This is a genomic window from Corynebacterium lehmanniae (assembly GCF_043161975.1).
GTDB lineage: Bacteria > Actinomycetota > Actinomycetes > Mycobacteriales > Mycobacteriaceae > Corynebacterium > Corynebacterium lehmanniae.
Map to the genome: position 1 here is coordinate 838,174 of NZ_CP170998.1, position 22,165 is coordinate 860,338.

The following is a 22,165-nucleotide window of genomic DNA, read 5'->3' on the forward strand; positions in this document are numbered from 1 at the left end:
GGCATACTTACCGCCATGTATTCGGGACCGTTCCAGCCAGGCGACAAGGTGCAGCTCACAGACGCGAAGCGCCGCCACTTCACCATCGAGCTCAAAGAGGGCGGGCAGTTCCACTCGCACAAAGGCATAGTCAGCCACGACGACATCATCGGCGCCGATGAGGGCACCGTGGTGAAGTCGACGCTCGGCTCCGACTACCTGTGCTTCCGCCACCTGCTGGTGGACCACGTGCTGTCCATGCCCCGCGGCGCCGCGGTGATCTACCCGAAGGACGCTGCCCAGATCCTGGTCGAGGGCGACATCTTCATGGGCGCGCGGGTGCTCGAGGCGGGCGCAGGCTCCGGCGCGCTGACCATGTCGCTGCTGCGCGCCGTGGGCCCGGAGGGCCACGTCTACTCCTACGAGATCCGCGACGACCACCTGGCCTTCGCCAAAGACAACGTCGCCGACTACTTCGGCGGCGAGCCCGAGTGGTGGACCCCGCGTCTCGGCGACTTCGGCGAGGTCACCCCGGAGGACCTGGATGGGCAGGTCGACCGCGTCATTTTGGACATGGTGGAGCCGTGGCACTTCATCGACACCGTGAAAAACGTGCTCATCCCGGGCGGCGTGTTCATGACCTACGTGGCTACCGTGCCGCAGCTGATGAACATCATGGAGGCCATCCGCGAGGCGAAGTGCTTCACCGAGCCGCGCGCGTGGGAAACCCTGCTGCGCGAGTGGAAAGTCGACGGCCTTGCCACGCGCCCGGAGCACCGCATGAACGCCCACACGGCATTCCTCGTGTGGACGCGCCGGCTTGCGGACGGGGTGACGCCGCCGCGGCCGCAGCGCAAAGCTCGTCGATAAGCCTCCCGCTCCTATGTAGGCTCGAACGCATGCCTGAAATCCACGACGATGCTTTCGGACCGGAGCTGCGCGAGCTCAAGCGGAAGAACCGCGATCTCGGGTCGCGCAACGAGAAGCTCGCTGAGCTGCTGAAGGTCAGCCGCGACAAGCTCAACGACTTGTACGCGAAGGTCGAGGAACTCAACGAGCCGGCATCGACGTACGGGATTTTCCTCGCACCCGCGCCCCGCGACGGGGAGGCGGAGGTGCACACCACCGGCCGCCGGATGCGGCTGAAGGTGTCGCCGCTGGTGGATCCATCCAAGCTTGTTCCCGGCACGCTGGTGCGACTGGGCGAAGGCACGATCGTGGTGGAGACATGCGGGTTCGATCCGACCGGGCAGTTGGCCACCATGGTCGAGCGCGTCGGCGGGGACCGCGCGATTGTGGCGGACCAGCAGGGCGCTGAATCGATCGTCATGCTCGCCGAGCCGCTGCGCGAATCCGCCCGCGCCGGCGACACGGTGCTGGTCAACTCCTCTGCCGGCTACGCGTTTGAGCGCATCGCGAAAACCGAGGTCAATCAGCTGTCGTTGGATGAGGTCCCGGATGTCACCTACGCCGACATCGGCGGTTTGAGCTCCCAGATCGAGACCATCCAGGATTCGGTGGAGCTGCCGTTTTCCCATCCGGAGCTCTACCAGGCCTACGACCTACGCCCGCCGAAGGGCCTGCTGCTGTACGGCCCGCCCGGCTGCGGCAAGACGCTCATCGCCAAGGCGGTGGCGAATTCGCTGTCGCAGCGCATCGGCGACGGGGGACAGGCGCACTTCATCAACGTCAAAGGCCCCGAGCTTTTAAACAAGTTCGTCGGCGAAACCGAGCGCCGCATCCGCCTGATCTTCGAGCGCGCCCGGGAACTGGCCGCCGGAGGCAACCCGGTGATCGTCTTCTTCGACGAGATGGAGTCCATCTTCCGCACCCGCGGCTCCGGCGTATCTTCCGACATGGAGACCACGGTGGTGCCGCAGCTGCTCACCGAAATCGACGGCGTGGAGGACATCGCCAACGTCATCGTCATCGGCGCGACCAACCGCGAGGAACTCATAGACCCGGCGATTTTGCGCCCGGGCCGCCTGGACATCAAAATCCGCGTCTCCCGCCCCAACAAGGACGAGGCCAAAGACATCCTCGCGCGCTACATCACCGACGAGGTCCCGCTCGCGTCCCCGCGCGAGCTGCTTATCGACGCCACCGCCGACGCCATGTTCGCCCCGCGCCCCTATGTGCGCTTAGAGCTTGTCGACGGCTCCGCCGAAACCCTGCACTACTACCACTTCGTCTCCGGCGCGATGATCGCCAACGTGGTGGACCGCGCCAAGAAGTTGGCGATCAAGGACCACCTCTCGGGCGTATCTACCGCGGGTCTGACCGAGGAGCACCTGCGCCAGGCTGTCCGCGCCGAGCAGGACGAGAGCGAGGACATGCCGAACACCGCCAACCCGGACGAGTGGGCGCGCATCACCGGCCGCCACGGAAAACGCGTCTTAGCCGCGGAGGTTATCGGTTAGGAACGGCGCTGACCTTCGTTTAGCGCTGGTCGAAGAGATGCTGGTCGATGGCGATAGCCACGGCGGCACCCGATCCGAGCGCTTGAGAGACCTGATCCGGCGAGCTGACGACGTTGCCGACCGCCCACAGTCCAGGCTGCGAGGTCTTTCCTCCCTCAACCTCGACCCAGCCGTCTGCAACAGTGCATCCAGCTCCCCGGAGGAGTTCGTCGTTCGGCTTGAACTCCGGACCAGTGAAGCAGGCTTCATAGCGAATCGGCCCGGAGCCAGTGGTGATCTCGACGGCGTGGTCGTCGTCAGTGACTGGCGATACTCGCGATACGTCATCGACGACGAGAGCTACCCCGCACTGTTCAAGGCGTTCGCGCTGTTCTGGGCTCAGGTCCATCCCGTTGACGTGCAGCGTGACGCTCGCCGCCCACTTGGTCAGCAACGTTGCGATCCTGGTGGTGAACCCTGGATTCTTGCCTCCGACGACACCGAGGTTCTTGCTGTTGACTTCGTGCCCGTGGCAGTAGGGGCAGTGAAAGACTTGGGTTCCCCACATCTCGCTCAACCCAGGGACGTCGGGAAGCACATCCGTGATTCCGGTTGCAACCAGCACCTGCGAAGCTGTGGAAGCTTCGCCTATCGCGAGCTTCACGGACCAATCGCCCGTGGCCATGTGCTCTAGGCTTTCTACGCGTCCGTCGATAAGTAGACCCCCGTACGACACGAACTCGGCGTGGCCGCGGGCAAGAAGTGCGGAGGGATTCGCTGCGTCGAGGCCGATCACGCCATGCATGTGCTCACTGTTGCGGTTCCTAGGCTCTCCCGCGTCCACGAGGCATACCTTCCTGTTCGCTCGCGCGAGATTGATCGCTGCCGCGGTCCCGGCGAATCCGCCTCCGACGACAACGACATCAAAGTGTTGACCCGCAAAGCTTGTTGCGTCGGATGCGAGTTCCTTGCGCTCGGCGACGTTGCCTTCAAGACGAACGAGACGCTCGCGCAGCGCCCGTGCATTTGCAGGTGAGTTCAGTAGGTAGTTGGTCTCGTCCATATCCGTTCCCTCTTTCGCTTCACGTCTGGGCTCGGCCCAGGGTAGCGAGCGTCTGCGCAACTGTGTCGACAGCAACATCGAAATCGCCGGAGTTGAGGTGAGCAAAGCTCAGCACTAAGCCGTCTCCGCTGTTGGTCCACAAGGTGGATTCGTGCCCGGATTCGATACCGGCCTCAAGCAGACGCGTTTCAAACTCGTCCCGCTCTTCTCGGGTTCTGAAGCGCACCGTGAGGTCCGCGCCGTCGCCGGGCGCGAGTCGGGCGCCATCGAACAGCGGGACTAGTCGCTCGTTCAAGACCTCGCGTCGCTGCGCTAATCCACGGTGGACGGCGCGGGATGCGAGGCGGGCGACGCCGTCGTTAAGCAAGTGCGCGATGGCCCGCTGGGTGACGGAGGAGACCGGCATGCCGAGGACGCTGCGGACCTCGCGCAAAGCCTCGGCGGTCGCTGGCGAGGCGACGACGTAGCCGGCGGCGAGCTCGCGGGAGAGCAGCGTGGAAAACGTGCCGAGGGTGAGCACGTCCGCGCGGGTGGCCAGCGAGGACAGCGCTGGCTGCGGTGAGATGCGGTAGCGCAGCTCGGTGTTGAAGTCGTCTTCGATTACCACGGTGTCGGTGCGCGCGGCCCACTCGAGCAGCTCCACACGACGGGCTGCGGGCATGGCGCCGCCGAAGGGGTAGAGGTGCGAGGGGGTGACCAGTAGGGCGTCGAGGGAGTCGGGGAGTGCGCCCACTACGACGCCGTCGGTGTCGGTTGCGCATTCCACGATCTCGTGGCCGGCGAGCGGGATCACGCGACGCAGTCCCGGGTGCCCGGGGTCTTCCACGCCGACCCGCAGGCTAGGGCCGAGAGCAGTCAGGATGCACATGAGCCCCTCGCGTGAGCCGCCGGTGACCACGATCTGGTCCGGGGACACGCGCATGCTTCGGGCGAGGCGGAGGTGCTCGGCAACGGCGTGGCGCAGCTCCGGCTCACCGGACTTGTCCACCGCGTTGCTGGGTTCCGCTGCGGCCTCGCGCCACGCCTTACGCCAGGTTGCGGGGCGGATGGTGCCCGCGCTGCCGGGCGAGGGCTTGAGCGAGATTCGGGCCTTCAGGGTTGTGCGGGCAGGCGTGCCGGCGGTGGGTTGGGGTAACGGCGCCGCGACGGTGAGGTCCGGGTGGATCCGCGTCGGGGCGCCCTGGCTGGTCAGAAGGTAGCCCTCACCTTCGAGCTGGTCGTACGCGGTGACCACGCTGCCGCGGGACACGCCGAGCTTCTCGGCGAGGGCTCGAGTGGACGGGATGGCGTCGTTAGGTGAGAGCGCCCCGCTGGCGACAGCGTCGCGGATGCCCGCGGCGATCTGCGCGGGGATGGGCGTTGGGCGGTCGCGGGAGATGTGCAGCAGCATCAACTGGTCCAAAGAAACTAAATAGAACTGGCACTTGGAATCTACCAGTTGCCGGGGAAGACTAAGCGGTATGTCTGATGTAGAACAGCTGAACCAGAAATTCATCGGTGGCGTGATCATGGACGTGGTCACGCCCGAGCAGGCCAAGATCGCCGAGGACGCCGGCGCATCCGCCGTCATGGCGCTTGAGCGCGTGCCGGCCGACATCCGCGCGCAGGGCGGCGTGGCCCGCATGTCGGATCCGGACCTGATCGAGGGCATCATCGAGACCGTCGACATCCCGGTCATGGCCAAGGCGCGTATCGGCCACGCGGTGGAGGCGAAGATCCTCGAGCACCTGGGTGTGGACTACATCGATGAATCCGAGGTGCTCAGCCCCGCGGACTACGTGAACCACATCGACAAGCGTGGCTTTTCCGTGCCGTTCGTCTGCGGCGCGACCAACCTCGGCGAGGCGCTGCGCCGCATCAACGAGGGCGCGTCCATGATCCGTTCCAAGGGCGAGGCCGGCACCGGCGACGTTTCCGAGGCCACCAAGCACATCCGCAAGATCACCAGTGAGATCGCAGCGCTGCAGGCCATTTGGGCCAACAACCGCGACGAGCTCTACGTCGCCGCCAAAGAACTGCAGGCGCCGTACGAGCTGGTGGCGCAGGTGGCGGAAAACGGCAAGTTGCCGGTGCCGCTGCTGGTCGCCGGCGGCGTGTCCACCCCGGCGGACGCCGCGTTCATGATGGAGCTCGGCGCGGACGGTGTGTTCGTCGGCTCCGGCATCTTCAAGTCCGGTAACCCTGAGGCCCGCGCGAAGGCCGTGGTCAAGGCCACGAAGAACTGGAACGACATCGCAGTGGTCACCGAGGCTTCCCGCGGCCTGGGCGAGGCGATGGTGGGCATCAACGTCGCTGACCTTCCGGCGCCGCACCGCCTGGCCGAGCGCGGCTGGTAGGGCATTAAACGCGTAAAGCTCGTTACCTCACCTCATTAGTCTCCTCTGAGAGGCGAATAACGAGGTGCGAGTAACGAGCTTTAGCTTTGCGACGTCAGCTCCGCCTAGCGCACGTCCCCGAACTTGCGCACGACCCAACGGCTGATCGCGATGAGGACCAACCCGAGCACGATAGTGATCGCGGACAGCGTGAGGAAGAAGATGCGCTCCGCGGCCGCGTCGTCCGGGTTGTACAGCGAGCCGAGCACGCCAGACAGCGCGGTGCCCATGGACACCGACATCAGCCACACCGCGAACAGGCGCGACTTGAACGCCACCGGGGCGACCTTGGTGGCCAGCGAGTTGCCGACCGGCGACAGCAGGAGTTCACCCATGGTGAACAGGAACAGGATCAGCACCAGCACTGCGAGCGGGGTGGAGTTCTCGCCCTTGCCCACGTACGGCAGGAAGATGAACAGCGACAGGCCGATGATGATGTTGGCCACGCCGAACTTGGTCGCAGACGCCCACTGGCGCTCGCCGAGTTTCGTCCACATGGCGGCGAAGATCGGGGCGAAGATGATGATGAACAGCGGGTTGAAGGACTGCACCTGCGCGGGCTCGAGCTCAGTCCAGAAGAAGTCCAGGTTCGCGCGCTGGTCGGTGTACAGCGCCACCACGGTGAACTGCGACTGGAAGATGGCAAAAAACGCCACGGAGCCCGCGAGCAGCGGAATGTAGCCGGTCAGGCGCGACTTCTCGTGGGCGGTGACCTTGTCGGACGCGAACATCTCCCACAGCAGGATGACCGTCGCAGCAAGGGCGATGGCGAAAACGACCCAGCTCAGCATGTCCAGCGGCAGAATGCCGGTGGTGAGCAACCCGACGACGATTGCCACGACTGCCAGCGCACCGAAACCAACCGGAGCCCACTTCGAGCGCGGCAGCGGGTTGGGCACCTCGGAGCCGGCGGCGCCGATGGTGGACTTGCGCATGAGCGTGTACTGCACCAGACCGATGGCCATGCCGATGGCGGCGAGGCCGAAGCCCCAGTGGAAGCCGGCCATGCCCCACACCCGGCCCGTAATCGCGGGGCCGAGCAGTCCGCCGATGTTGACAGACATGTAGAAGATGGAAAAGCCTGCGTCGCGGCGCGGGTCCTCGCGGGTGTACAGGTCGCCGAGAACCACCTGGGTCGCCGTCTTCACGCCGCCGGAGCCGATGCCCACACACACCAGACCAATGGCCAGGCCGGCGGCGCCCGGCACGAGAGCGAGCACGATGTGGCCGATCATGACCAGGATTGCCGAGTAGAACAGGGTGCGTTCCGCGCCGAGGAGGCGGTCGCCGACGAAGGAGGCGACGAGCGCCATCATGTACACGAAGCCGCCATAGGCGCCGACCAGGCTCAGCGCGGTGGATTTGTCGATGCCGAGGCCACCTTCGGTCGTCGAGTAGTACATATAGTAGGCCAACAGCGCCTGCATGCCGTAGAAGCTGAAGCGCTCCCACAGTTCAATGCCGAAGAGGTTGGCCAGCCCCCAGGGTTGGCCGAAGAACTTGCGCTCGGTCTGCGGCGCGGCCGCACCGGGCTGTGTTGCGGAAGTCATAGCTAAATAAAATACGTCTGATCGTATTATCTTCCAAACACGGACACGCCTGTAGGCTCGACATCTATGACGCGTTACTTGGGAACCGAGACGGAGTATGGCATCACCTGCCCGGACAACCCGCAAATCAGCCCGCTGGTCACCTCCACGCACGCGGTGGTTGCGTACGCGGCGCTGCGCACCCAGGCCCGCACCCGCTGGGACTATGCGGAGGAGGCCCCGCTGAAGGATGCCCGCGGCTTCGACCTGCAGCGCTACCGCAGCGTGCCGGTTGTGGACGCGAACGCGATCGGGGTGGCCAACGTGGTCACCACCAATGGCGCGCGCTACTACGTCGACCACGGGCACCCGGAATACTCCAGTCCGGAGTGCTCGAACGCGTTTGACGCGATGGTCTACGACGCCGCCGGCGACATCGTCCTCAATGACGCCGCCGCGTGCATCCGCGAGCTGTGGGAGCAGCAGGTTTCCGTGCTGGCCAAGCACGAACCGTGCCCGCCGCTGAAGTTCTACAAGAACAACGTCGACGGCAAGGGCCGCTCCTACGGCAGCCACGAGAATTACCTGTACTCGCGCCACACCAACTTCGAAAACCTCACCCAGGCGCTGATCCCGTTCTTCGTCACCCGCCAGGTCATCATCGGCGCGGGACGCGTGGGCATCGGCCAGGAGTCGGAGACACCGGGCTTCCAGATCTCGCAGCGCGCGGACTACTTCGAGCAGGAGGTTTCGCTGGAGACCACGCTCAACCGCGGCATCGTCAACACGCGCGACGAGCCGCACGCACCGGAGGAGGACTTCCGCCGCCTGCACGTCATCGTGGGTGACGCGAACATGAGCCAGTTCTCCAACTTCCTCAAACTCGGCATGACCTCGCTGGTGCTCGACGCCATCGAGGCCGGTGTGGATTTCTCGGACCTGCGACTGAAAAACCCGGTCGAGGAAATCAAGGCGGTCAGCCACGATCCCACGCTCACACATGAGCTCGAGCTTCTCGACGGCCAAAGGTTGACCGCGATCTCCATCCTCCGTGAATACAGGAGAAGGTGTGAGGGGCGGAGCGACGTCGATAAGCAAGTGCTCCAACTGTGGGGCGAGGTCCTCGACGACCTTGAGCGCGACCCGCTGTCCACCGCCGACCGGCTGGATTGGACGGCGAAGTGGGCGCTGGTGCGCAGGTTTGAGCAGCGCGGGGCGACCCAGGCCAAGCTGCAGGCGATTGATTTGCAGTACGCGGACATCGACCCCGAAAGCTCCCTGTACCACGCGCTGGTGCGCAAGGGAGCGATGCGCACGATGGTCAGCGCGGAGAAGATCGCAGAAGCTGCGGTCCACCCGCCGGAGGACACCCGCGCGTACTTCCGGGGTCGCGCGGGCGAAAAGTTCGCCGAGGACCTAACAGCCTCGAACTGGCAGTCCATGCTGTTCACCGTGGACGGGCAGCTCTACCGGGTGCCGCTGGACCTGCTGGGCAGCCACACCAGGGCGGACGTGGGCGAGCTGATTGAAACGTCTGCGACAACTCGCGAGCTGCTTTCCGGCCTGGGGCTGGCTCCAGAGCGCTAAGGTTGCATCTATGGCTACGCAACAGACACACGCTTCCGGTGGCGGCGGGGACAACCACGGCGAGGACGTCTCCGCGGAATCTGCCGGCCAGGCCCAGATCAACACCTCCGGCACCGACGACCTGCTCGACGAGATTGACGCGCTGCTGGACTCCAACTCGGAGGAGTTTGTGAAGTCGTTCGTGCAGAAGGGCGGGCAGTAAGCTGGCAACCAGCTACCCGCGCCGCGTGATGGGCGTGGAAACAGAGTTCGGAGTGTCCGCCTACGACGGCTCGCGGCAGGTACTCACGCCCGAGGAGGTGGCGCGCTACCTGTTTCGCCCGGTGGTTGCGCGGCACCGCAGCTCCAACGTCTTCACCGCTAACGCTTCGCGTTTGTATCTGGATGTGGGTTCGCACCCGGAGTACGCGACCGCGGAATGCGACTCGCTGAGCCAGCTTCTGGCCTACGACAAGGCGGGGGAGCGGATCTTCCACCGGTTGTCGCAGCAGTGCGATGAGGCGCTGCGTAACGACGGCTTCGCGGGTTCGACCTACCTGTTCAAAAACAACGTGGATTCGCGCGGGAACTCCTACGGCGCGCACGAGAACTACCTGATCAGTCGCGAGCTCGCGTTGAAATCTTTCGGCCAGCAACTGCTGCCATTCCTGATCACGCGCCAGCTGATCTGCGGCGCGGGAAAGATCGCGGGGGACAAGTTCGTCATCTCCCAGCGCGCGGACCAGGTGTGGGAGGGCGTGTCCTCGGCCACCACGCGCACCCGGCCGATCATCAACACCCGCGACGAGCCGCACGGGGATTCACACCGCTTCCGCCGCATGCACGTCATCGTGGGCGATTCCAACATGTCCGAGCCTACGTTCGCGCTGAAGGTCGGCTCGATGCTGCTGGTCATCGAGATGCTGGAGGCCGGCTTCGACCTGCCGGACATGGAGCTTGCGGACCCGATCGCGCACATCCGTGACATCGCCGCCGACCCCACGGGCGCCACCGAACTCACCCTTGCAGCGGGCGGCACCGTTACCGCGCTCGAGGTGCAGCAGCGCACCCTCGAAGCCGCGAAGCGCTGGCTGAAGCAGCGTCCGGACGAGGGCACGCCGAACGAGGAGATGGCGCGGGTGGTGGACCTGTGGGGCCGCGTGCTCGACGCCATTGCCACGCAGGATTTCTCGGGCGTGGACACGGAGATTGACTGGGTGATCAAGCGCAAGCTGCTCACCCAGTTCAAGGACCGCCTCGGCTGCGGCTGGGACCACCCGAAGCTCGCCCAGATCGACCTGACCTACCACGACATCAACCCCGATCGCGGCTTGTTCTACGTGCTGGAACGCAAGGGGCTGGCAGCGCGCTGGATCGAGGACGCGGCCATTGAGCAGGCGGTGGACAACCCGCCGGCGACGACGCGCGCCGCCATCCGCGGGAAGTTCCTTTCCGCCGTGCGCGAGCGTGGCCTTGCGCATAATGTCGACTGGGTGCACTTGAAGGTCAACCGCCCGGAACCCCGCACGGTGGAGCTGCAGGACCCGTTCGCCACCACGGACGACGCCGCAGCCGACCTGATCAGCTGGGTGCGGGCGCAGGAAACCGAAGAAGGGTAGGTCGCGGTGGCCAACGACAACGACATGGTCGTGCGCCAGGTCGGGCTCACGTTTGCCTTGCTGGCCTCGCCCGCAAAACGCGACGTCAGCTGGGTGCAAAAACACGTGGACGGTTACGGCGGCCGCACCCGCGACGCCGCCACCCACCTCATTGAGCGCGACGTGCGCGAGCTGCGCGACCTCGGCGTGCCCGCGCGCTACCAGGACGGCGAAGTGTGGGTGGTCAAGGACCTCTACGAGTTGCCGGCCGTGGACCTCACCGCCGAGGAGGCCTCCGTGGTGGGCCTCGCCGCGGACCTGAGCAAGCCGGGTTCGCTCGGCGAATTCGCACGCTCCGGCTGGACCAAGCTCGCCGCGTCCGGAGCGACGCGCTCCATGGACGCGCCAGCGCTGATGAACGTGTCCAACGACATCTTCCAGCTGCGCCCCGACACGCTGCGCGCCATCGTGAAGTGCGTGCAGGCCAAGCAGCGCATCTCCTTCGACTTCGTCCGCGCCCCCGGCAAGGACCCGGAGCGCCGCGTCGCCGACCCGTGGGGCGTGGTGTCCTTGAACAACCGCGCCTACTTCGTCGGCTACGACATCGACCGCGACGACGTGCGCGTGTTCCGCCTCAAAAAGATCTCCAAGCTGAAGAAAGTGCGCCACTCGGACGCGTTCCACGAACGTGCGGGCGACCTGCAGGCACTGGTGGAGGAAACGCTTCGCGGCGAGCTTATCGACGCCACCGTTACCGTCACCCACGGCACCGGCGAGGAACTCGCCCAGCGCGGCTCCCGTACCTCCAAAGTCGGCACGGAAGGGGAGGCGGACGGAGGCGACACCGCCGCCGACACCATCACGCTGCGCGGCGTGGACCGCGACTGGGCCGTGCGCACCATCGCCAGCCTCGCCGGAAACGTGCTCGCGGTGGAGCCAGTGGAGGTCCGTGAGGACGTCGTGAAGCTGCTGCGCACCGCGCTGGAAGGGGAGAACTAATGGCTGTGGACTTCAAGCGCCAAGAGCGCGTCGTGCGCCTGCTCAACCTGCTGGCCTATTCCTCGAACCACCCGGGGCTGACCCCGATGGAAATCGCCCGCGACCTGGGCGCAGACCCGATGCAGGTGCGCGACGATTTCGAGCTGCTGTTCCTCTCCGGCGTGGGCACCGGACCGGGCGAGATGATCGACCTGGAATACTCCTGGAAGGGCGTCAACATCAAAGACGACCAGGGGATGACCACGCCGCTGCGCCTGTCGCCCGCGGAAGCCAGCGCGCTGTTGATCCTGCTGGATTCCCTGGAGACCATGCCGGGGCTCGTGGACGGCCGCGCCGTGCGCACCGCCGCCGAGAAGATCCGCGCGGTGACCAAGTCGCAGGCGGTCGGCGACGCGGAACACACCGGTGAGGCGGGTGTCGCCGGCACCGTCGCCGAAGCGCTGGCGACCAAGCGCAAGCTGCGCATCACGTATTTCTCTGCGTCTTCGGACACAGTCACCGAGCGCGAAATTGACCCCGCGAGCCTGTTCCACCAATCCGGGGCGACCTACCTCCACGCCGCGCAGCACGGCGAGATGCGTACGTTCCGCTTGGACAGGATCCAAAGCGCCGAGCTTCTCGACGCCCCCTCGGCCGCCACCGACTTCGACACTGACTTTGACCCAGCGGACCCGTTCGGCATGGCCGATCGAGCACAAGCGAAGTTGCTGATCCACCCGGACGCGACTTGGCTGGCTGACTACTGGGAGATCGAGCTGGACAATGCCCCGGAGCATGCTGGCGCGCCAAGGGAGTGGATCCCCGCCACGATGCGCTACGGCAGCGACGACTGGCTGGTGCGCTTCTGCCTGAGCCAGGCGGACCGGGTGCGCATCGTCGAACCCGCATCTCTCGCGGACGAGGCCACGTCCCGCGTGCAACGCGGGCTCGACGCGTTAGACTAATCTGCGCGTTAGACCGTTTTCGGAAAGGACAACCCATGCCAAATATTGGATGGACCGAGCTCATTATCGTCATCTTCGTCGTGCTGCTGCTGTTCGGCGCAAACAAGTTGCCGGACCTAGCGCGTTCCATGGGTCGCTCCGCACGCATCTTCAAGTCCGAGGTCAAGGAGATGCGCAACGAAGACGGGGCGGAAACCCCGGCGCAGCAGCGTCAAATCGACGCCGCGCCGACGCAGGAGACCCGCAGCGCTGCCCAGGAGGCGGACTTCTGGGAGCGCCCGGAGAACAATCCGCGCTAAGTCCGCCTGATGGCACGCACGAAAACCCCCAAGAGGCCGAAGAGACCGAAGAACCCGACCGGCGAGATGTCGCTGGTGGAGCACCTCCAGGAGCTGCGCCGCCGCGTCATCATTTCGCTCGCTGCCATTGTGGTGGGCACCATCATCGGGTTCATCTGGTACCAAGCCGCCCCGCCGCGCATGATGCCGCTGGGCGAGATCATCCGCGGCCCCTACTGCAACCTGCCGTCCGAGCTCCGGGCGGATTTCACCGGCGACGGCGAGTGCCGCCTGCTGGCCACCAGCCCATTTGAGATGTTCATGCTGCGTCTGAAAGTCGGCGCGCTCGCCGGGCTTGTCCTCGCCTCACCGGTGTGGCTGATGCAGATCTGGAACTTCATCACCCCGGGCCTGCACAAAAACGAGCGCCGCTACACGTTCAGCTTCGTCACCATCGCGGTGGTGCTGTTCGTCTCCGGCGCGCTGCTGGCGTACTTTGTGCTAGATCAGGGTTTGTACGTGCTGATGACCATCGGTAGCGAGTTCCAGGTCGCCGCGCTGACAGGCGGGGAGTACTACAACTTCCTCCTCGCGCTCGTCGTCATCTTCGGCGTCAGCTTCGAGGTGCCACTGATCATCATTATGCTCAACCTGTTGGGTGTGCTGCGTTACGAACATGTCAAAGGCAAACGGCGCGTGATCATCGTGGGCATTTTCATTTTTGCTGCGGTGATGACGCCGGGCCAGGACCCGTTTTCCATGGTGGCGCTGGCTATCTCCATTTGTCTGCTGGTGGAGATGGCCTTCCAGTTCTGTCGCTGGAACGACCGCAAGCAGAAGCGCGAGCGCCCCGACTGGATGGATCTGGACGACGAGGAAGCCTCCGGCCCGATTGAGGCGCCGACGTCCGTCGGTCCCGCCAGCAGCATCGGTGCGGAGCCGATTGCGCACCCGGCGCCGGTGCAGCGCGCGCCGGAGCGCCAGCAGAATTCCTCGCCGCGGGGCTACGCGGGCGGAGCAGATTTCAGGGACGTACTGTAGGGGGCATGCTTTCCCCCGATCCTGGTACATCGTTTCTGCGGGAATTCGCCGAGGCGAAGCCATTTGCTCTCGACGACTTCCAGCTCCAGGCCTGCCAGGCGGTGGAGCAGGACCGCGGCGTGCTGGTGTGCGCGCCCACCGGGTCGGGCAAGACCATCGTCGGCGAGTTCGCTGTCGCGCTCGCTCTTAACCGCGGCACGAAGTGCTTCTACACCACGCCGATCAAGGCGCTGAGCAACCAGAAGTACCACGACCTGGTTGCAGCGCACGGCGAGGACGCGGTGGGCCTGCTCACCGGCGACACCAGCATTAACGGTTCCGCCGAGATCGTGGTGATGACCACCGAGGTCTTACGCAACATGCTGTACGCGGAGTCGCCCCAGCTGGACCGGCTCACGCACGTGGTGATGGACGAGATCCACTACCTGGCGGACCGCGACCGGGGTGCGGTGTGGGAGGAGATCATCCTCAACCTCGACGATTCCGTGAGCCTGATCGGCCTGTCCGCCACCGTGTCCAACTCCGAGGAGTTCGGCGAGTGGCTCGACGCGGTGCGAGGCGACACCGAAGTCATCGTCTCCGAGCACCGGCCGGTGCCGCTGAGCCAGTACATGATGGTCGGCCGCAAGATGTTCCCGCTATTCGAGCCGGGCACCGGCGGGCGGGTCAACCGCAGCCTCGAGCACGCCATCGAGCGCATCGAGGCGGGCTCTTCCGACGAGGGCCGGCGCGACTTCGAGGAGGGTAGAGGCTTTCGCTCGCGCTCCCGCAGCGGGCGTTCGCGCCGCCAGGACAAGGTTCGCCCCGTCGGCCGGCCCGAGGTTGTCTCCGCCCTCCAGGGCCAGGACATGCTGCCGGCGATCGTGTTCATTTTCTCCCGCGCAGGCTGCGACGGCGCGCTGTTCCAATGCCTGCGCTCGCGCAAGGAGCTCACCACGCCCGAGGAGCGCGCCGAGATCGAGCAGATTATCGACGACGGCGTGGACGGCATCCCCGAAGAGGACCTGGAGGTGCTGAACTTCCGCCAAGTGCGCACCGCCTGGATGCGCGGGTTCGCCGCGCACCACGCAGGGCTTTTGCCCGCGTTCAAGCACATCGTGGAGCAGTTGTTCGTACGCGGGCTGGTCAAGGTCGTCTTCGCCACCGAGACCCTGGCGCTGGGCATCAACATGCCGGCGCGCACCGTGGTGCTGGAGAAGATGGTCAAGTTCAACGGCGAGGCTCACGTGGACCTCACCCCGGGCCAGTACACCCAGCTCACCGGCCGCGCAGGACGCCGCGGGATCGACCACATCGGCAACGCCGTGGTGCAGTGGGCGCCCGCGATGGACCCGCACCAGGTGGCCGGGCTCGCGTCCACACGCACCTACCCGCTGATCTCCCAGTTCCAGCCCGGCTACAACATGGCCATCAACATGCTGGCCATGAACGGCTTCGACGATTCGATCCGCCTGATAGAGCAGTCCTTCGCCCAGTTCCAGACGGACCGCTCCGTGGTCGGCGAGGTGCGCGACATCGAGCGGCTGCAGCAGAAGGTGCGCTCGCTGCGCACCAAGCTCGAGCGCGACATCTCCGCGTTCGCTCCGCCTAGCGACGACGCAGCCGCCGAGCTGGTCGAGTACTCGCAACTGCGCCGGGACCTGTCTGAGGAGGAGAAGCAGGCACGGCGCGACCACCTGGACAGCCGCCACACCGAGACGATCAAGATCCTCGGCTCACTGCAGGTGGGCCAGGTCATCGCGCTGCCGAGCAAGCGTAAGCCGGAGCTCGCCGCCGTGGTGCAGCCCGCGGGCAAGCCGCACGACCCGCGCCCCTGGGTGACCACAGAGCGTGGCTGGTCCGGGCGCATCGACGCCGCGGCGTTCAAGAACCCGCCGCTGGTGGTGGGCCGCATCAAGGTGCCGCGCCACATGCAGGACCAGCCGCGTCGTCACGCCCGCAAGGTGGCGAGCCTGTTGCACCGCGGCCGCTTCAACGCACCGAAGCGCCTGCGCGAGCAGTCCCGGGTGCGGCCGAACAAAAAGGTCACCACGCTGCGCGAGGCCATCCGCAACCACCCGGTCCACGACTGGCCGGCGGCGGACCGCGAGCTGCTGGCCCGCACCGCCGAGGAGATCGTGCGCGAGGAGCGCGCTCTGGCCAAGCTGGAACGGCGCGTGGACACCTCCACCGACTCGCTGGGACGCACCTTCGAGCGCATCATCGGCCTGCTCACGGAAATGGACTACGTCGAGCTTCACGACGGCGAACCGCAGGTCACCGACGAAGGCGAGCGCCTATCCCGAATCCACAACGTCTCCGACCTCTTGGTGGCGCAGTGCCTCAAGCGCGGGATTTGGGACGAGCTGGACCCAGCCGAGTTGGCCGGCGTGGCCTCCATGGTCGTGTTTGAGAACCGCCGCGCCACCGGCGGCAGCCCCGAGGCCGCCACCGACGCCATGGCCGACGCAATGAACGAGACGATGCGCATCTACGGCGAGCTGGTCTCCGACGAGCAGCGCCACAACCTGCCCGCAACCCGTCTGCCGGATCCCGGGTTCTGCCTGTCCATCCACCAGTGGACCGCCGGAGCACCTCTCGGTTATGCGCTGGCCGCCGCTGCGGAATCGGGCGCAGAGCTCACCCCCGGCGACTTCGTGCGCTGGTGCCGACAGGTGATCGACTTGCTCGAGCAGATCAAAAAGACCGGCTACTCGGACCAGATCCGGGACAACGCCAACCGGGCAGTGGACGCGATCCGCCGCGGCGTGGTGGCCATCGGCAACTAAAGCCGGCGCAGGGGCTGCATGAGCCCCCGCGGCCACAGCGACACGGTGGCGATGCGCAGGTTGGTGCCCCTCGGATCCAGAATGAGCGACTGGACCCCGATGACCTTGCCGCCGGCCAGCACGGGCCCGCCGGAATCGCCCTTCACCGCCGGCGGGTTGGCGTACACCAGGCCAGCCGGGCGCACTTGGGTCACGCGCTTCCTGGACCAGGACACCGGCAGCGTTCCCAGGTAGACACCCGGCCGGGCTTGGACGCTGCGCGCCTGGCCGCCGAACCCGAGCGTGAGCGTGCGCGAAAGCGGGCGCGGCGACGGCCCGAGCACGAACGGGGTGGCATCCACCCGCTCGGGCAGACGAACAAGCGCCACATCTGTGCCGGCCACGAGGTGGAGGCTGTCGATGGGGAACGCGGAGCCGTCGATACGCACCTGCGCCCCCGTGTGCGGGCGTTCGCGGAAGAAGTGCGCGCACGAGAGAACGATGTCGGGGGCGATGAGCGCGCCCGAGCAGTAGCCGCCGCCGGGTGCGCTCAGGCGGGCGACGGAGCGGTTCAGGGCAGGCAACACGGCAACGATGCTAGCGATCTACCATGGCGCACATGACTGCATTCGACTCTGATGTGTACACCGAACGCCGCAACCAAGCCGTCGAGCTGGTCAAACAGCGCGGTTTGGGCGGGCTGGTCATCGGCACCGGCGCCGAGTTCGCCTACCTCACCGGCTCCTGGACTTCCTCGCACGAGCGGCTCACCGCGCTGGTGATCGCGCCAGGCGGCACCACCGTGGTGGCTCCGGTGACGGACATCCAGTCGCTGGGGCTGGACGGCGCCGCAGATGTCGAGGTGGTCGGCTGGCGCGACGGGGAGAACCCGTACCAGCTGGTGGCGGACGCACTTGGCGACGGCGCGGTAGGCCTGGGCTCGTCGCTGACCGCGGACCACGTCTTCGCGCTGCAGACGCTTCTGCCTGACACCGAGCTGGCGTCAGACGCGGTGGCGGAGCTGTTCATGGTCAAAGACGCCGAAGAGGTCGCCGAGCTGGAGAAGGCCGGCGCAGCCATCGACCGCGTGCACGAGCGCGCCGCCGAACTGCTCAAGCCCGGCCGCACAGAGCGCGAAATCGCGGACGAGCTGCACGCGCTGATCCTTGAAGAACACGCGAACGTGCAGTTCGTCATCGTCGGCTCCGGGCCCAACGGCTCCAACCCGCACCACGATTTCTCCGACCGCGTCCTCGAGGAGGGCGACCCGGTAGTGGTCGATCTTGGCGGCGCGCTGCCGTCCGGCTACCAGTCCGACTGCACCCGCACCCACGTGGTGGGCGACGCGGCCAAGGCGCCGCAGGACTTCCTGGAGGCCTACGCGGTGCTGGAGCGCGCATTCGACGCCGCGTGCCAAGCCGCCAAGCCGGGCATCACCGCCGGCGAGCTCGACGCTGCCGCCCGCGACGTGATCGCAGACGCAGGCTACGGCGAGTACTTCACGCACCGCCTCGGCCACGGCATCGGCCTTTCCGGCCACGAGCAGCCATTCATCATCGCCGACTCCGACGTGGTGCTGCGCGAGGGCATGGCGTTTTCCATCGAGCCCGGCATCTACGTGCCGGGCAAGTGGGGCATGCGCATCGAGGACATCGTGCGCATGACCGCAAGCGGCATCGAGACGCTCAACCACACCCGCCGCACGCTGGGCGGCGACGATGCCTAGCGCCACCGGGGCTCGCTCTTCCGGGCAGGGCGCGGTGCTCCTACTCGGGGCACGCAGCGACATCGGCGGCGAGATCGCCGCACGCGTCTGCCGGGGCCGCGAGGTCGTGCTGGCGGCTCGGGGTAGCGGGGGACTGGAGGACGTCGAGAAGCGTTTGTTCGCCGCGGGTGCCAGGGCAGTGCGCGCGCTCGACTTCGACGCCACCGACTTGGAGTCGCACCGGCGCATCGTCCGCGAGGCAGGCGAGGTGACCACCGCGATCGTGGCGTTCGGCATCCTCGGCGACCAGGAGCTCGCCGAGCGCGACGAGCACGAGGCCGCCCGCATCGCCACGGTGGACTACCTTGCGCAGGTGAGCATGCTCACGGTGCTGGCGGACGAAATGTCGCGCGGCGAGATCTACGCGTTTTCCTCCATCGCGGGGTGGCGGGCGCGCCGCGCGAACTACGTCTACGGCTCCACCAAGGCGGGGCTGGACGCGTTTTGCCAGGGGCTGATGGACCGGCTGCACGGCACCGGGCTCAACCTCATCCTCGCGCGCCCGGGCTTCGTCATCGGTTCGATGACGGAAGGGATGACACCGGCAGTGATGTCGGTGACCCCGGACGTGGTCGCGGACGCGGTGGTGGACGCCGCCGCGCGCGGCAAAAGTGCCACAGTCTGGATCCCGCGGCGCCTGGTTGTCCTCGCCGCGATCATGCGGGTCGTTCCGCGGCCGGTGTGGAGGCACATGCCGAGGTAGCGGTATGGCCAGGTACCCTCGTAGCCATGCCGATTCCTCTTCTCGCATACTTCCTCGTCGAAGCGCTCGCATTCTTCCTGGTGGCCAAGGCCATCGGTGTCGGCTGGGCGCTTTTGGCCATCTTCGTGCTCATGATCGCCGGCGGCGCCGCAGCCAGCTTGGCGCTGCGCAACTCGCTGCTGCAGGCCGCGCACGGCCAATCCAGCGTGGGCAAACTCGCGGGAGATTCCGCACTGCTCATCGGCGGCTGGACGCTCTCCGTCATCCCGGGCTTCGTCACCTCCCTGATCGGCCTGCCGCTGGTGTTCGGGCCGACGCGCGCTGTGATCCGCAAGACCATGACCAAGCGGGCGCGCGCCGCCGTTGAGAACCTCGGCGTTCGCGTGTACGACGCCACCCCGATGGGCCAGTTCCAAACCAGCTACGGCTCCTTCAACCAGCCGGGCGACGCGCAGCCGCAGGAGCCGGTCATCGACGCCGACGAGCTCGAGCAGTGGTACCGCATGGACAGCCCCGAGGACCCGCACAACCCAGGCGGCGGCAAGGGCGGGGCGCGCTAAGTGCCGGCGTTTCTCCGTTTCGGACTCGCAGCCATTTCCGGCTGGCTGGTTTACCTGTCGTACGAACCGATCAGCCACTGGTGGGCCGCGGTGCTCGGCATCGCGCTGCTGTGGCTCACGCTCGTGCCGTGGCCCAGGCGCGCCACCGCGGCGCTGGGCATGGCGGGGGAGGCGCAGGAGCGCCCGTCTGCCCGCTTCGGCGCCCTGCTCGGGTTCACCCACGGCTTGTTCTGCTACCTGTTCCTGCTGCCGTGGGTCGGCGAGTTTGTCGGCGCCATGCCGTACATCGCGCTGGCGATCACGATGGCGCTCTACGCTCTGGCCACCGGCGCCTTCGGCGTGTTGGTGGCGCGCTGGCGCTTCGGCGCGTTCGCGTTCCCGCTGGTCTACCTGGCGGTTGAGTTCGTGCGCTCCTCATGGCCCTTCGGCGGGTTCGCGTGGGTGCGCCTGGCGTGGGGCCAAATCAACGGTCCGCTCGCCGCGCTATCGGCCTGGGGTGGGCCCGCGCTGGTCACCGCCGCCACAGTGTTCGTGGCGGTTGGGTGCATCTCGCTTCTCGACGCCACGTCGCGCCGCCCCGCCGTCGCCGCCATCATCCTGCCGTTGGCCGCCGGGCTGATCGCCAACCTCGGCGTCGGCAAGGACAGCTCCACCGTCGACGAGGCCCGCGTGGGGGCCGTGCAGGGCAACGTGCCGCGCATGGGCCTGGACTTCAACGAGCAACGCCGGGCGGTGCTGAGCAACCACGTCAACGAGACGCTGCGCCTAGCGGAGGAGGCCAAGGAATCCGGAGAAAAGCTGGACATGGTGTTCTGGCCGGAGAACGCCTCCGACGTCAACCCGTTTGCCGACAAAGAAGCCGAGGCGCTGGTGGGCGCGGCGGTGCGTGGCGTCGATACGCCCCTGCTGGTGGGCACGCTCACCCGCGACGACGTCGGCGCCCGCAACACCATGGTGGTCTTCGATCCGGACACTGGGCCGGGGGAGCGCCACGACAAGCGCTTCCTGCAGCCGTTCGGCGAGTACATGCCCATGCGGGACTTCTTCCGCAACTTCTCCGACCTGGTGGACTTGGCGGGCGACTTCAAGCCCGGAAGCGACAACGGCGTGGTGCACATGGGCGGCATCCCAGTAGGCGTGGCCACCTGCTACGAGGTGGCGGAAGACGAGGCGTACCGCATGGCAGTGCGCGACGGCGCGCAGATCTTGTCCACGCCGACGAACAACGCCACCTTCGGTTTCACGGACATGACGTACCAGCAGCTGGCGATGAGCCGGATGCGCGCGATCGAAACCGACAGGGCAGTGGTGGTTGTCGCCACCTCGGGTGTCTCGGCGATCGTGCACCCGGACGGGCACGTGTCCCAACAGACGGAAATCTTCGAGCCCGCGCACTTGATGGAGACGCTTCCGCTGCGCACCGGCACCACACCCGCAGTACGGTTCGGGCAGATTTTGGAGTGGTTGTTGGTCGTCGCCGGGGCGGCACTCATGGTTGCCGCATCCGTGTCCGCGCGCCGCAGCGGGCGGGGGTATGCTCCTACCGGACAACAACAGCGTAAATACGAGGAGAATTAGCGCCGTGGCCAACCAGACTCTGGTGATCATTCCGACCTACAACGAGGTGGAAAACCTCCCGCTTATTGTCGAGCGTGTGCTGGCTACGAAGGATGCCGTGGACATCCTCGTCGTGGACGACAACTCGCCGGACGGCACCGGCGCGAAGGCCGATGAGCTCGCCGCCGCACACGACGAGGTCAACGTGTTGCACCGCACTGGCAAGGACGGCCTGTTGGCCGCCTACCGCGCCGGCTTCAACTGGGGCCTGGAGCGCGACTACCAGGTGCTGGTGCAGATGGACGCCGACGGCTCCCACGCGCCGGAGGAGCTGCACAGGCTTCTCGACGCGCTGGATGACGGCGCGGATCTTGCCATCGGCTCGCGCTACGTCGAGGGCGGGGAAGTGGTCAACTGGCCGAAGAAGCGGTTCCTGCTGTCCAAGTTGGGCAACCAGTACGTCTCGGTCGCCCTCGGCACCGACGTGGCGGACATGACCGCCGGCTACCGCGCCTTCAAGCGCGAGGTGCTGGAGGAGCTGGACCTGGACTCGCTGTCGAAGAAGGGCTACATCTTCCAGGTTGAGATTGCGCACAAGGTGGACAAGCTGGGCTTCGACATCCGCGAGGTGCCGATCACCTTTGAGGACCGCAAGCTCGGCGAGTCCAAGCTGGACGCCAGCTTTGCCACCGCCTCGCTGGCCGAGGTGACCAAGTGGGGCGCCGCGGACAAGGCCACCTTCGTCAAGGACTTCACCTCTGAGACTGTCCGCCAGTTCGTCTACGCCGTGGAGCACTCGAAGCTTGCCGACGTCCGCCGCGCGGCCGCCGACGCTCCAGAGCAGATAATCAACGCGCTCGGCGAGTTCGGTTCCGTGGCCAAGCACGAGATCGACAGCGCCAACTTGGGCAAGGTCCAGTCCAACGCCGCCCGCCGCGTCAACGACGCCATCAACCTGGGCGAGGAGACCGTCCGCCAGGCGCTCCACGCGCTCGGCTTCGACGGCAAGCGCAAGAAGTAGCGGCCGACAATAGGGAAGTGCCCGCCTCCGCGAATTCGTGT

General features: G+C 66.5%; 20 protein-coding genes. 16 read left to right on the forward strand and 4 right to left on the reverse strand.

The window, feature by feature from the left end:
• The first annotated feature begins 15 nt into the window (after positions 1-15).
• Together ACF3NP_RS04020 and arc are read left to right on the forward strand one after the other, a co-directional pair.
• Entirely contained in the window at positions 16-849 is an 834-nt protein-coding gene (locus tag ACF3NP_RS04020; protein ID WP_063936707.1) for a tRNA (adenine-N1)-methyltransferase, read from the forward strand.
• Positions 850-878: 29 nt separating this feature from the next.
• Positions 879-2,399: a proteasome ATPase gene (gene arc, locus ACF3NP_RS04025; RefSeq protein ID WP_181888426.1), complete on the forward strand. Its 1,521-nt coding sequence runs from the start codon at positions 879-881 to the stop codon at positions 2,397-2,399.
• A gap of 19 nt (positions 2,400-2,418) precedes the next feature.
• Here arc and ACF3NP_RS04030 read toward each other — a convergent pair whose 3' ends face one another.
• Together ACF3NP_RS04030 and pdxR are read right to left on the reverse strand one after the other, a co-directional pair.
• Complete coding sequence (locus ACF3NP_RS04030; RefSeq protein WP_392398986.1) at positions 2,419-3,441, reverse strand: NAD(P)/FAD-dependent oxidoreductase; 1,023 nt, start codon at positions 3,439-3,441, stop codon at positions 2,419-2,421.
• Positions 3,442-3,460: 19 nt separating this feature from the next.
• Positions 3,461-4,831, reverse strand: coding sequence for a MocR-like pyridoxine biosynthesis transcription factor PdxR (gene pdxR / locus ACF3NP_RS04035; protein ID WP_181888424.1), 1,371 nt, complete (start codon positions 4,829-4,831; stop codon positions 3,461-3,463).
• 70 nt (positions 4,832-4,901) lie between these two features.
• Here pdxR and pdxS point away from each other — a divergent pair, with 70 nt between their 5' ends.
• Positions 4,902-5,777, forward strand: coding sequence for a pyridoxal 5'-phosphate synthase lyase subunit PdxS (gene pdxS, locus ACF3NP_RS04040; protein ID WP_181888423.1), 876 nt, complete (start codon positions 4,902-4,904; stop codon positions 5,775-5,777).
• Between the two features lie 104 nt (positions 5,778-5,881).
• Here pdxS and ACF3NP_RS04045 read toward each other — a convergent pair whose 3' ends face one another.
• Positions 5,882-7,366 (reverse strand): peptide MFS transporter, encoded by a 1,485-nt coding sequence (locus tag ACF3NP_RS04045; RefSeq protein WP_181888422.1) that lies wholly within the window; start codon positions 7,364-7,366, stop codon positions 5,882-5,884.
• A 66-nt stretch (positions 7,367-7,432) separates the two neighbouring features.
• On the opposite strand from ACF3NP_RS04045, the gene dop reads away from it, so the two are divergent.
• From dop to ACF3NP_RS04085, 8 genes are read left to right on the forward strand one after another with little or no spacing between them, the layout of a single operon-like run.
• Positions 7,433-8,932, forward strand: coding sequence for a depupylase/deamidase Dop (gene dop / locus ACF3NP_RS04050; protein ID WP_181888421.1), 1,500 nt, complete (start codon positions 7,433-7,435; stop codon positions 8,930-8,932).
• A gap of 10 nt (positions 8,933-8,942) precedes the next feature.
• Positions 8,943-9,134 (forward strand): ubiquitin-like protein Pup, encoded by a 192-nt coding sequence (locus ACF3NP_RS04055; protein WP_181888420.1) that lies wholly within the window; start codon positions 8,943-8,945, stop codon positions 9,132-9,134.
• Positions 9,135-9,162: 28 nt separating this feature from the next.
• Entirely contained in the window at positions 9,163-10,530 is a 1,368-nt protein-coding gene (gene pafA / locus ACF3NP_RS04060; protein ID WP_181889582.1) for a Pup--protein ligase, read from the forward strand.
• A gap of 6 nt (positions 10,531-10,536) precedes the next feature.
• Positions 10,537-11,508: a helix-turn-helix transcriptional regulator gene (locus tag ACF3NP_RS04065; protein ID WP_338026575.1), complete on the forward strand. Its 972-nt coding sequence runs from the start codon at positions 10,537-10,539 to the stop codon at positions 11,506-11,508.
• The gene (locus tag ACF3NP_RS04070; protein WP_181888419.1) at positions 11,508-12,452 is read left to right on the forward strand and encodes a helix-turn-helix transcriptional regulator; all 945 of its coding nucleotides are present in this window, start codon (positions 11,508-11,510) and stop codon (positions 12,450-12,452) included. The genes ACF3NP_RS04065 and ACF3NP_RS04070 overlap by 1 nt, the downstream gene beginning before the upstream one ends.
• A 35-nt stretch (positions 12,453-12,487) precedes the next feature.
• Positions 12,488-12,751 (forward strand): Sec-independent protein translocase subunit TatA, encoded by a 264-nt coding sequence (gene tatA / locus ACF3NP_RS04075; RefSeq protein ID WP_181888418.1) that lies wholly within the window; start codon positions 12,488-12,490, stop codon positions 12,749-12,751.
• A 9-nt stretch (positions 12,752-12,760) separates the two neighbouring features.
• Complete coding sequence (gene tatC / locus ACF3NP_RS04080; RefSeq protein WP_236883401.1) at positions 12,761-13,771, forward strand: twin-arginine translocase subunit TatC; 1,011 nt, start codon at positions 12,761-12,763, stop codon at positions 13,769-13,771.
• 5 nt (positions 13,772-13,776) lie between these two features.
• On the forward strand, positions 13,777-16,539 hold the full coding sequence (locus tag ACF3NP_RS04085; protein ID WP_181888417.1) for a DEAD/DEAH box helicase: 2,763 nt from the start codon (positions 13,777-13,779) through the stop codon (positions 16,537-16,539).
• Here ACF3NP_RS04085 and ACF3NP_RS04090 read toward each other — a convergent pair.
• Positions 16,536-17,105, reverse strand: coding sequence for a trypsin-like serine peptidase (locus tag ACF3NP_RS04090; protein WP_338026574.1), 570 nt, complete (start codon positions 17,103-17,105; stop codon positions 16,536-16,538). The genes ACF3NP_RS04085 and ACF3NP_RS04090 overlap by 4 nt on opposite strands.
• 23 nt (positions 17,106-17,128) lie before the next feature.
• Here ACF3NP_RS04090 and ACF3NP_RS04095 point away from each other — a divergent pair, with 23 nt between their 5' ends.
• The 5 genes from ACF3NP_RS04095 to ACF3NP_RS04115 are packed head-to-tail and all read left to right on the forward strand — an operon-like array spanning position 17,129 to position 22,124.
• Positions 17,129-18,244 (forward strand): M24 family metallopeptidase, encoded by a 1,116-nt coding sequence (locus tag ACF3NP_RS04095; protein ID WP_392398987.1) that lies wholly within the window; start codon positions 17,129-17,131, stop codon positions 18,242-18,244.
• Positions 18,237-18,986: an SDR family oxidoreductase gene (locus ACF3NP_RS04100; RefSeq protein ID WP_181888415.1), complete on the forward strand. Its 750-nt coding sequence runs from the start codon at positions 18,237-18,239 to the stop codon at positions 18,984-18,986. The genes ACF3NP_RS04095 and ACF3NP_RS04100 overlap by 8 nt, the downstream gene beginning before the upstream one ends.
• 26 nt (positions 18,987-19,012) lie before the next feature.
• Positions 19,013-19,546, forward strand: a complete 534-nt coding sequence (locus ACF3NP_RS04105) for an FxsA family protein (protein ID WP_181888414.1) — start codon at positions 19,013-19,015, stop codon at positions 19,544-19,546.
• Positions 19,547-21,124, forward strand: coding sequence for an apolipoprotein N-acyltransferase (gene lnt / locus ACF3NP_RS04110; protein WP_181888413.1), 1,578 nt, complete (start codon positions 19,547-19,549; stop codon positions 21,122-21,124). It begins immediately after the preceding gene.
• Positions 21,081-22,124: a polyprenol monophosphomannose synthase gene (locus tag ACF3NP_RS04115; protein WP_181888412.1), complete on the forward strand. Its 1,044-nt coding sequence runs from the start codon at positions 21,081-21,083 to the stop codon at positions 22,122-22,124. Before lnt ends, ACF3NP_RS04115 begins: the two co-directional genes overlap by 44 nt.
• The last annotated feature ends 41 nt before the right edge of the window (positions 22,125-22,165 follow it).

Bases quoted from the DNA above. Each gene is read 5' to 3' on its own strand.
- ACF3NP_RS04020 (WP_063936707.1), top strand. From the start codon at position 16: ATGTATTCGGGACCGTTCCAGCCAGGCGACAAGGTGCAGCTCACAGAC.
- arc (WP_181888426.1), top strand. From the start codon at position 879: ATGCCTGAAATCCACGACGATGCTTTCGGACCGGAGCTGCGCGAGCTC.
- ACF3NP_RS04030 (WP_392398986.1), bottom strand. From the start codon at position 3,441: ATGGACGAGACCAACTACCTACTGAACTCACCTGCAAATGCACGGGCG.
- pdxR (WP_181888424.1), bottom strand. From the start codon at position 4,831: ATGCTGCTGCACATCTCCCGCGACCGCCCAACGCCCATCCCCGCGCAG.
- pdxS (WP_181888423.1), top strand. From the start codon at position 4,902: ATGTCTGATGTAGAACAGCTGAACCAGAAATTCATCGGTGGCGTGATC.
- ACF3NP_RS04045 (WP_181888422.1), bottom strand. From the start codon at position 7,366: ATGACTTCCGCAACACAGCCCGGTGCGGCCGCGCCGCAGACCGAGCGC.
- dop (WP_181888421.1), top strand. From the start codon at position 7,433: ATGACGCGTTACTTGGGAACCGAGACGGAGTATGGCATCACCTGCCCG.
- ACF3NP_RS04055 (WP_181888420.1), top strand. From the start codon at position 8,943: ATGGCTACGCAACAGACACACGCTTCCGGTGGCGGCGGGGACAACCAC.
- pafA (WP_181889582.1), top strand. From the start codon at position 9,163: ATGGGCGTGGAAACAGAGTTCGGAGTGTCCGCCTACGACGGCTCGCGG.
- ACF3NP_RS04070 (WP_181888419.1), top strand. From the start codon at position 11,508: ATGGCTGTGGACTTCAAGCGCCAAGAGCGCGTCGTGCGCCTGCTCAAC.
- tatA (WP_181888418.1), top strand. From the start codon at position 12,488: ATGCCAAATATTGGATGGACCGAGCTCATTATCGTCATCTTCGTCGTG.
- tatC (WP_236883401.1), top strand. From the start codon at position 12,761: ATGGCACGCACGAAAACCCCCAAGAGGCCGAAGAGACCGAAGAACCCG.
- ACF3NP_RS04085 (WP_181888417.1), top strand. From the start codon at position 13,777: ATGCTTTCCCCCGATCCTGGTACATCGTTTCTGCGGGAATTCGCCGAG.
- ACF3NP_RS04095 (WP_392398987.1), top strand. From the start codon at position 17,129: ATGGCGCACATGACTGCATTCGACTCTGATGTGTACACCGAACGCCGC.
- ACF3NP_RS04100 (WP_181888415.1), top strand. From the start codon at position 18,237: ATGCCTAGCGCCACCGGGGCTCGCTCTTCCGGGCAGGGCGCGGTGCTC.
- ACF3NP_RS04105 (WP_181888414.1), top strand. From the start codon at position 19,013: ATGCCGATTCCTCTTCTCGCATACTTCCTCGTCGAAGCGCTCGCATTC.
- ACF3NP_RS04115 (WP_181888412.1), top strand. From the start codon at position 21,081: ATGCTCCTACCGGACAACAACAGCGTAAATACGAGGAGAATTAGCGCC.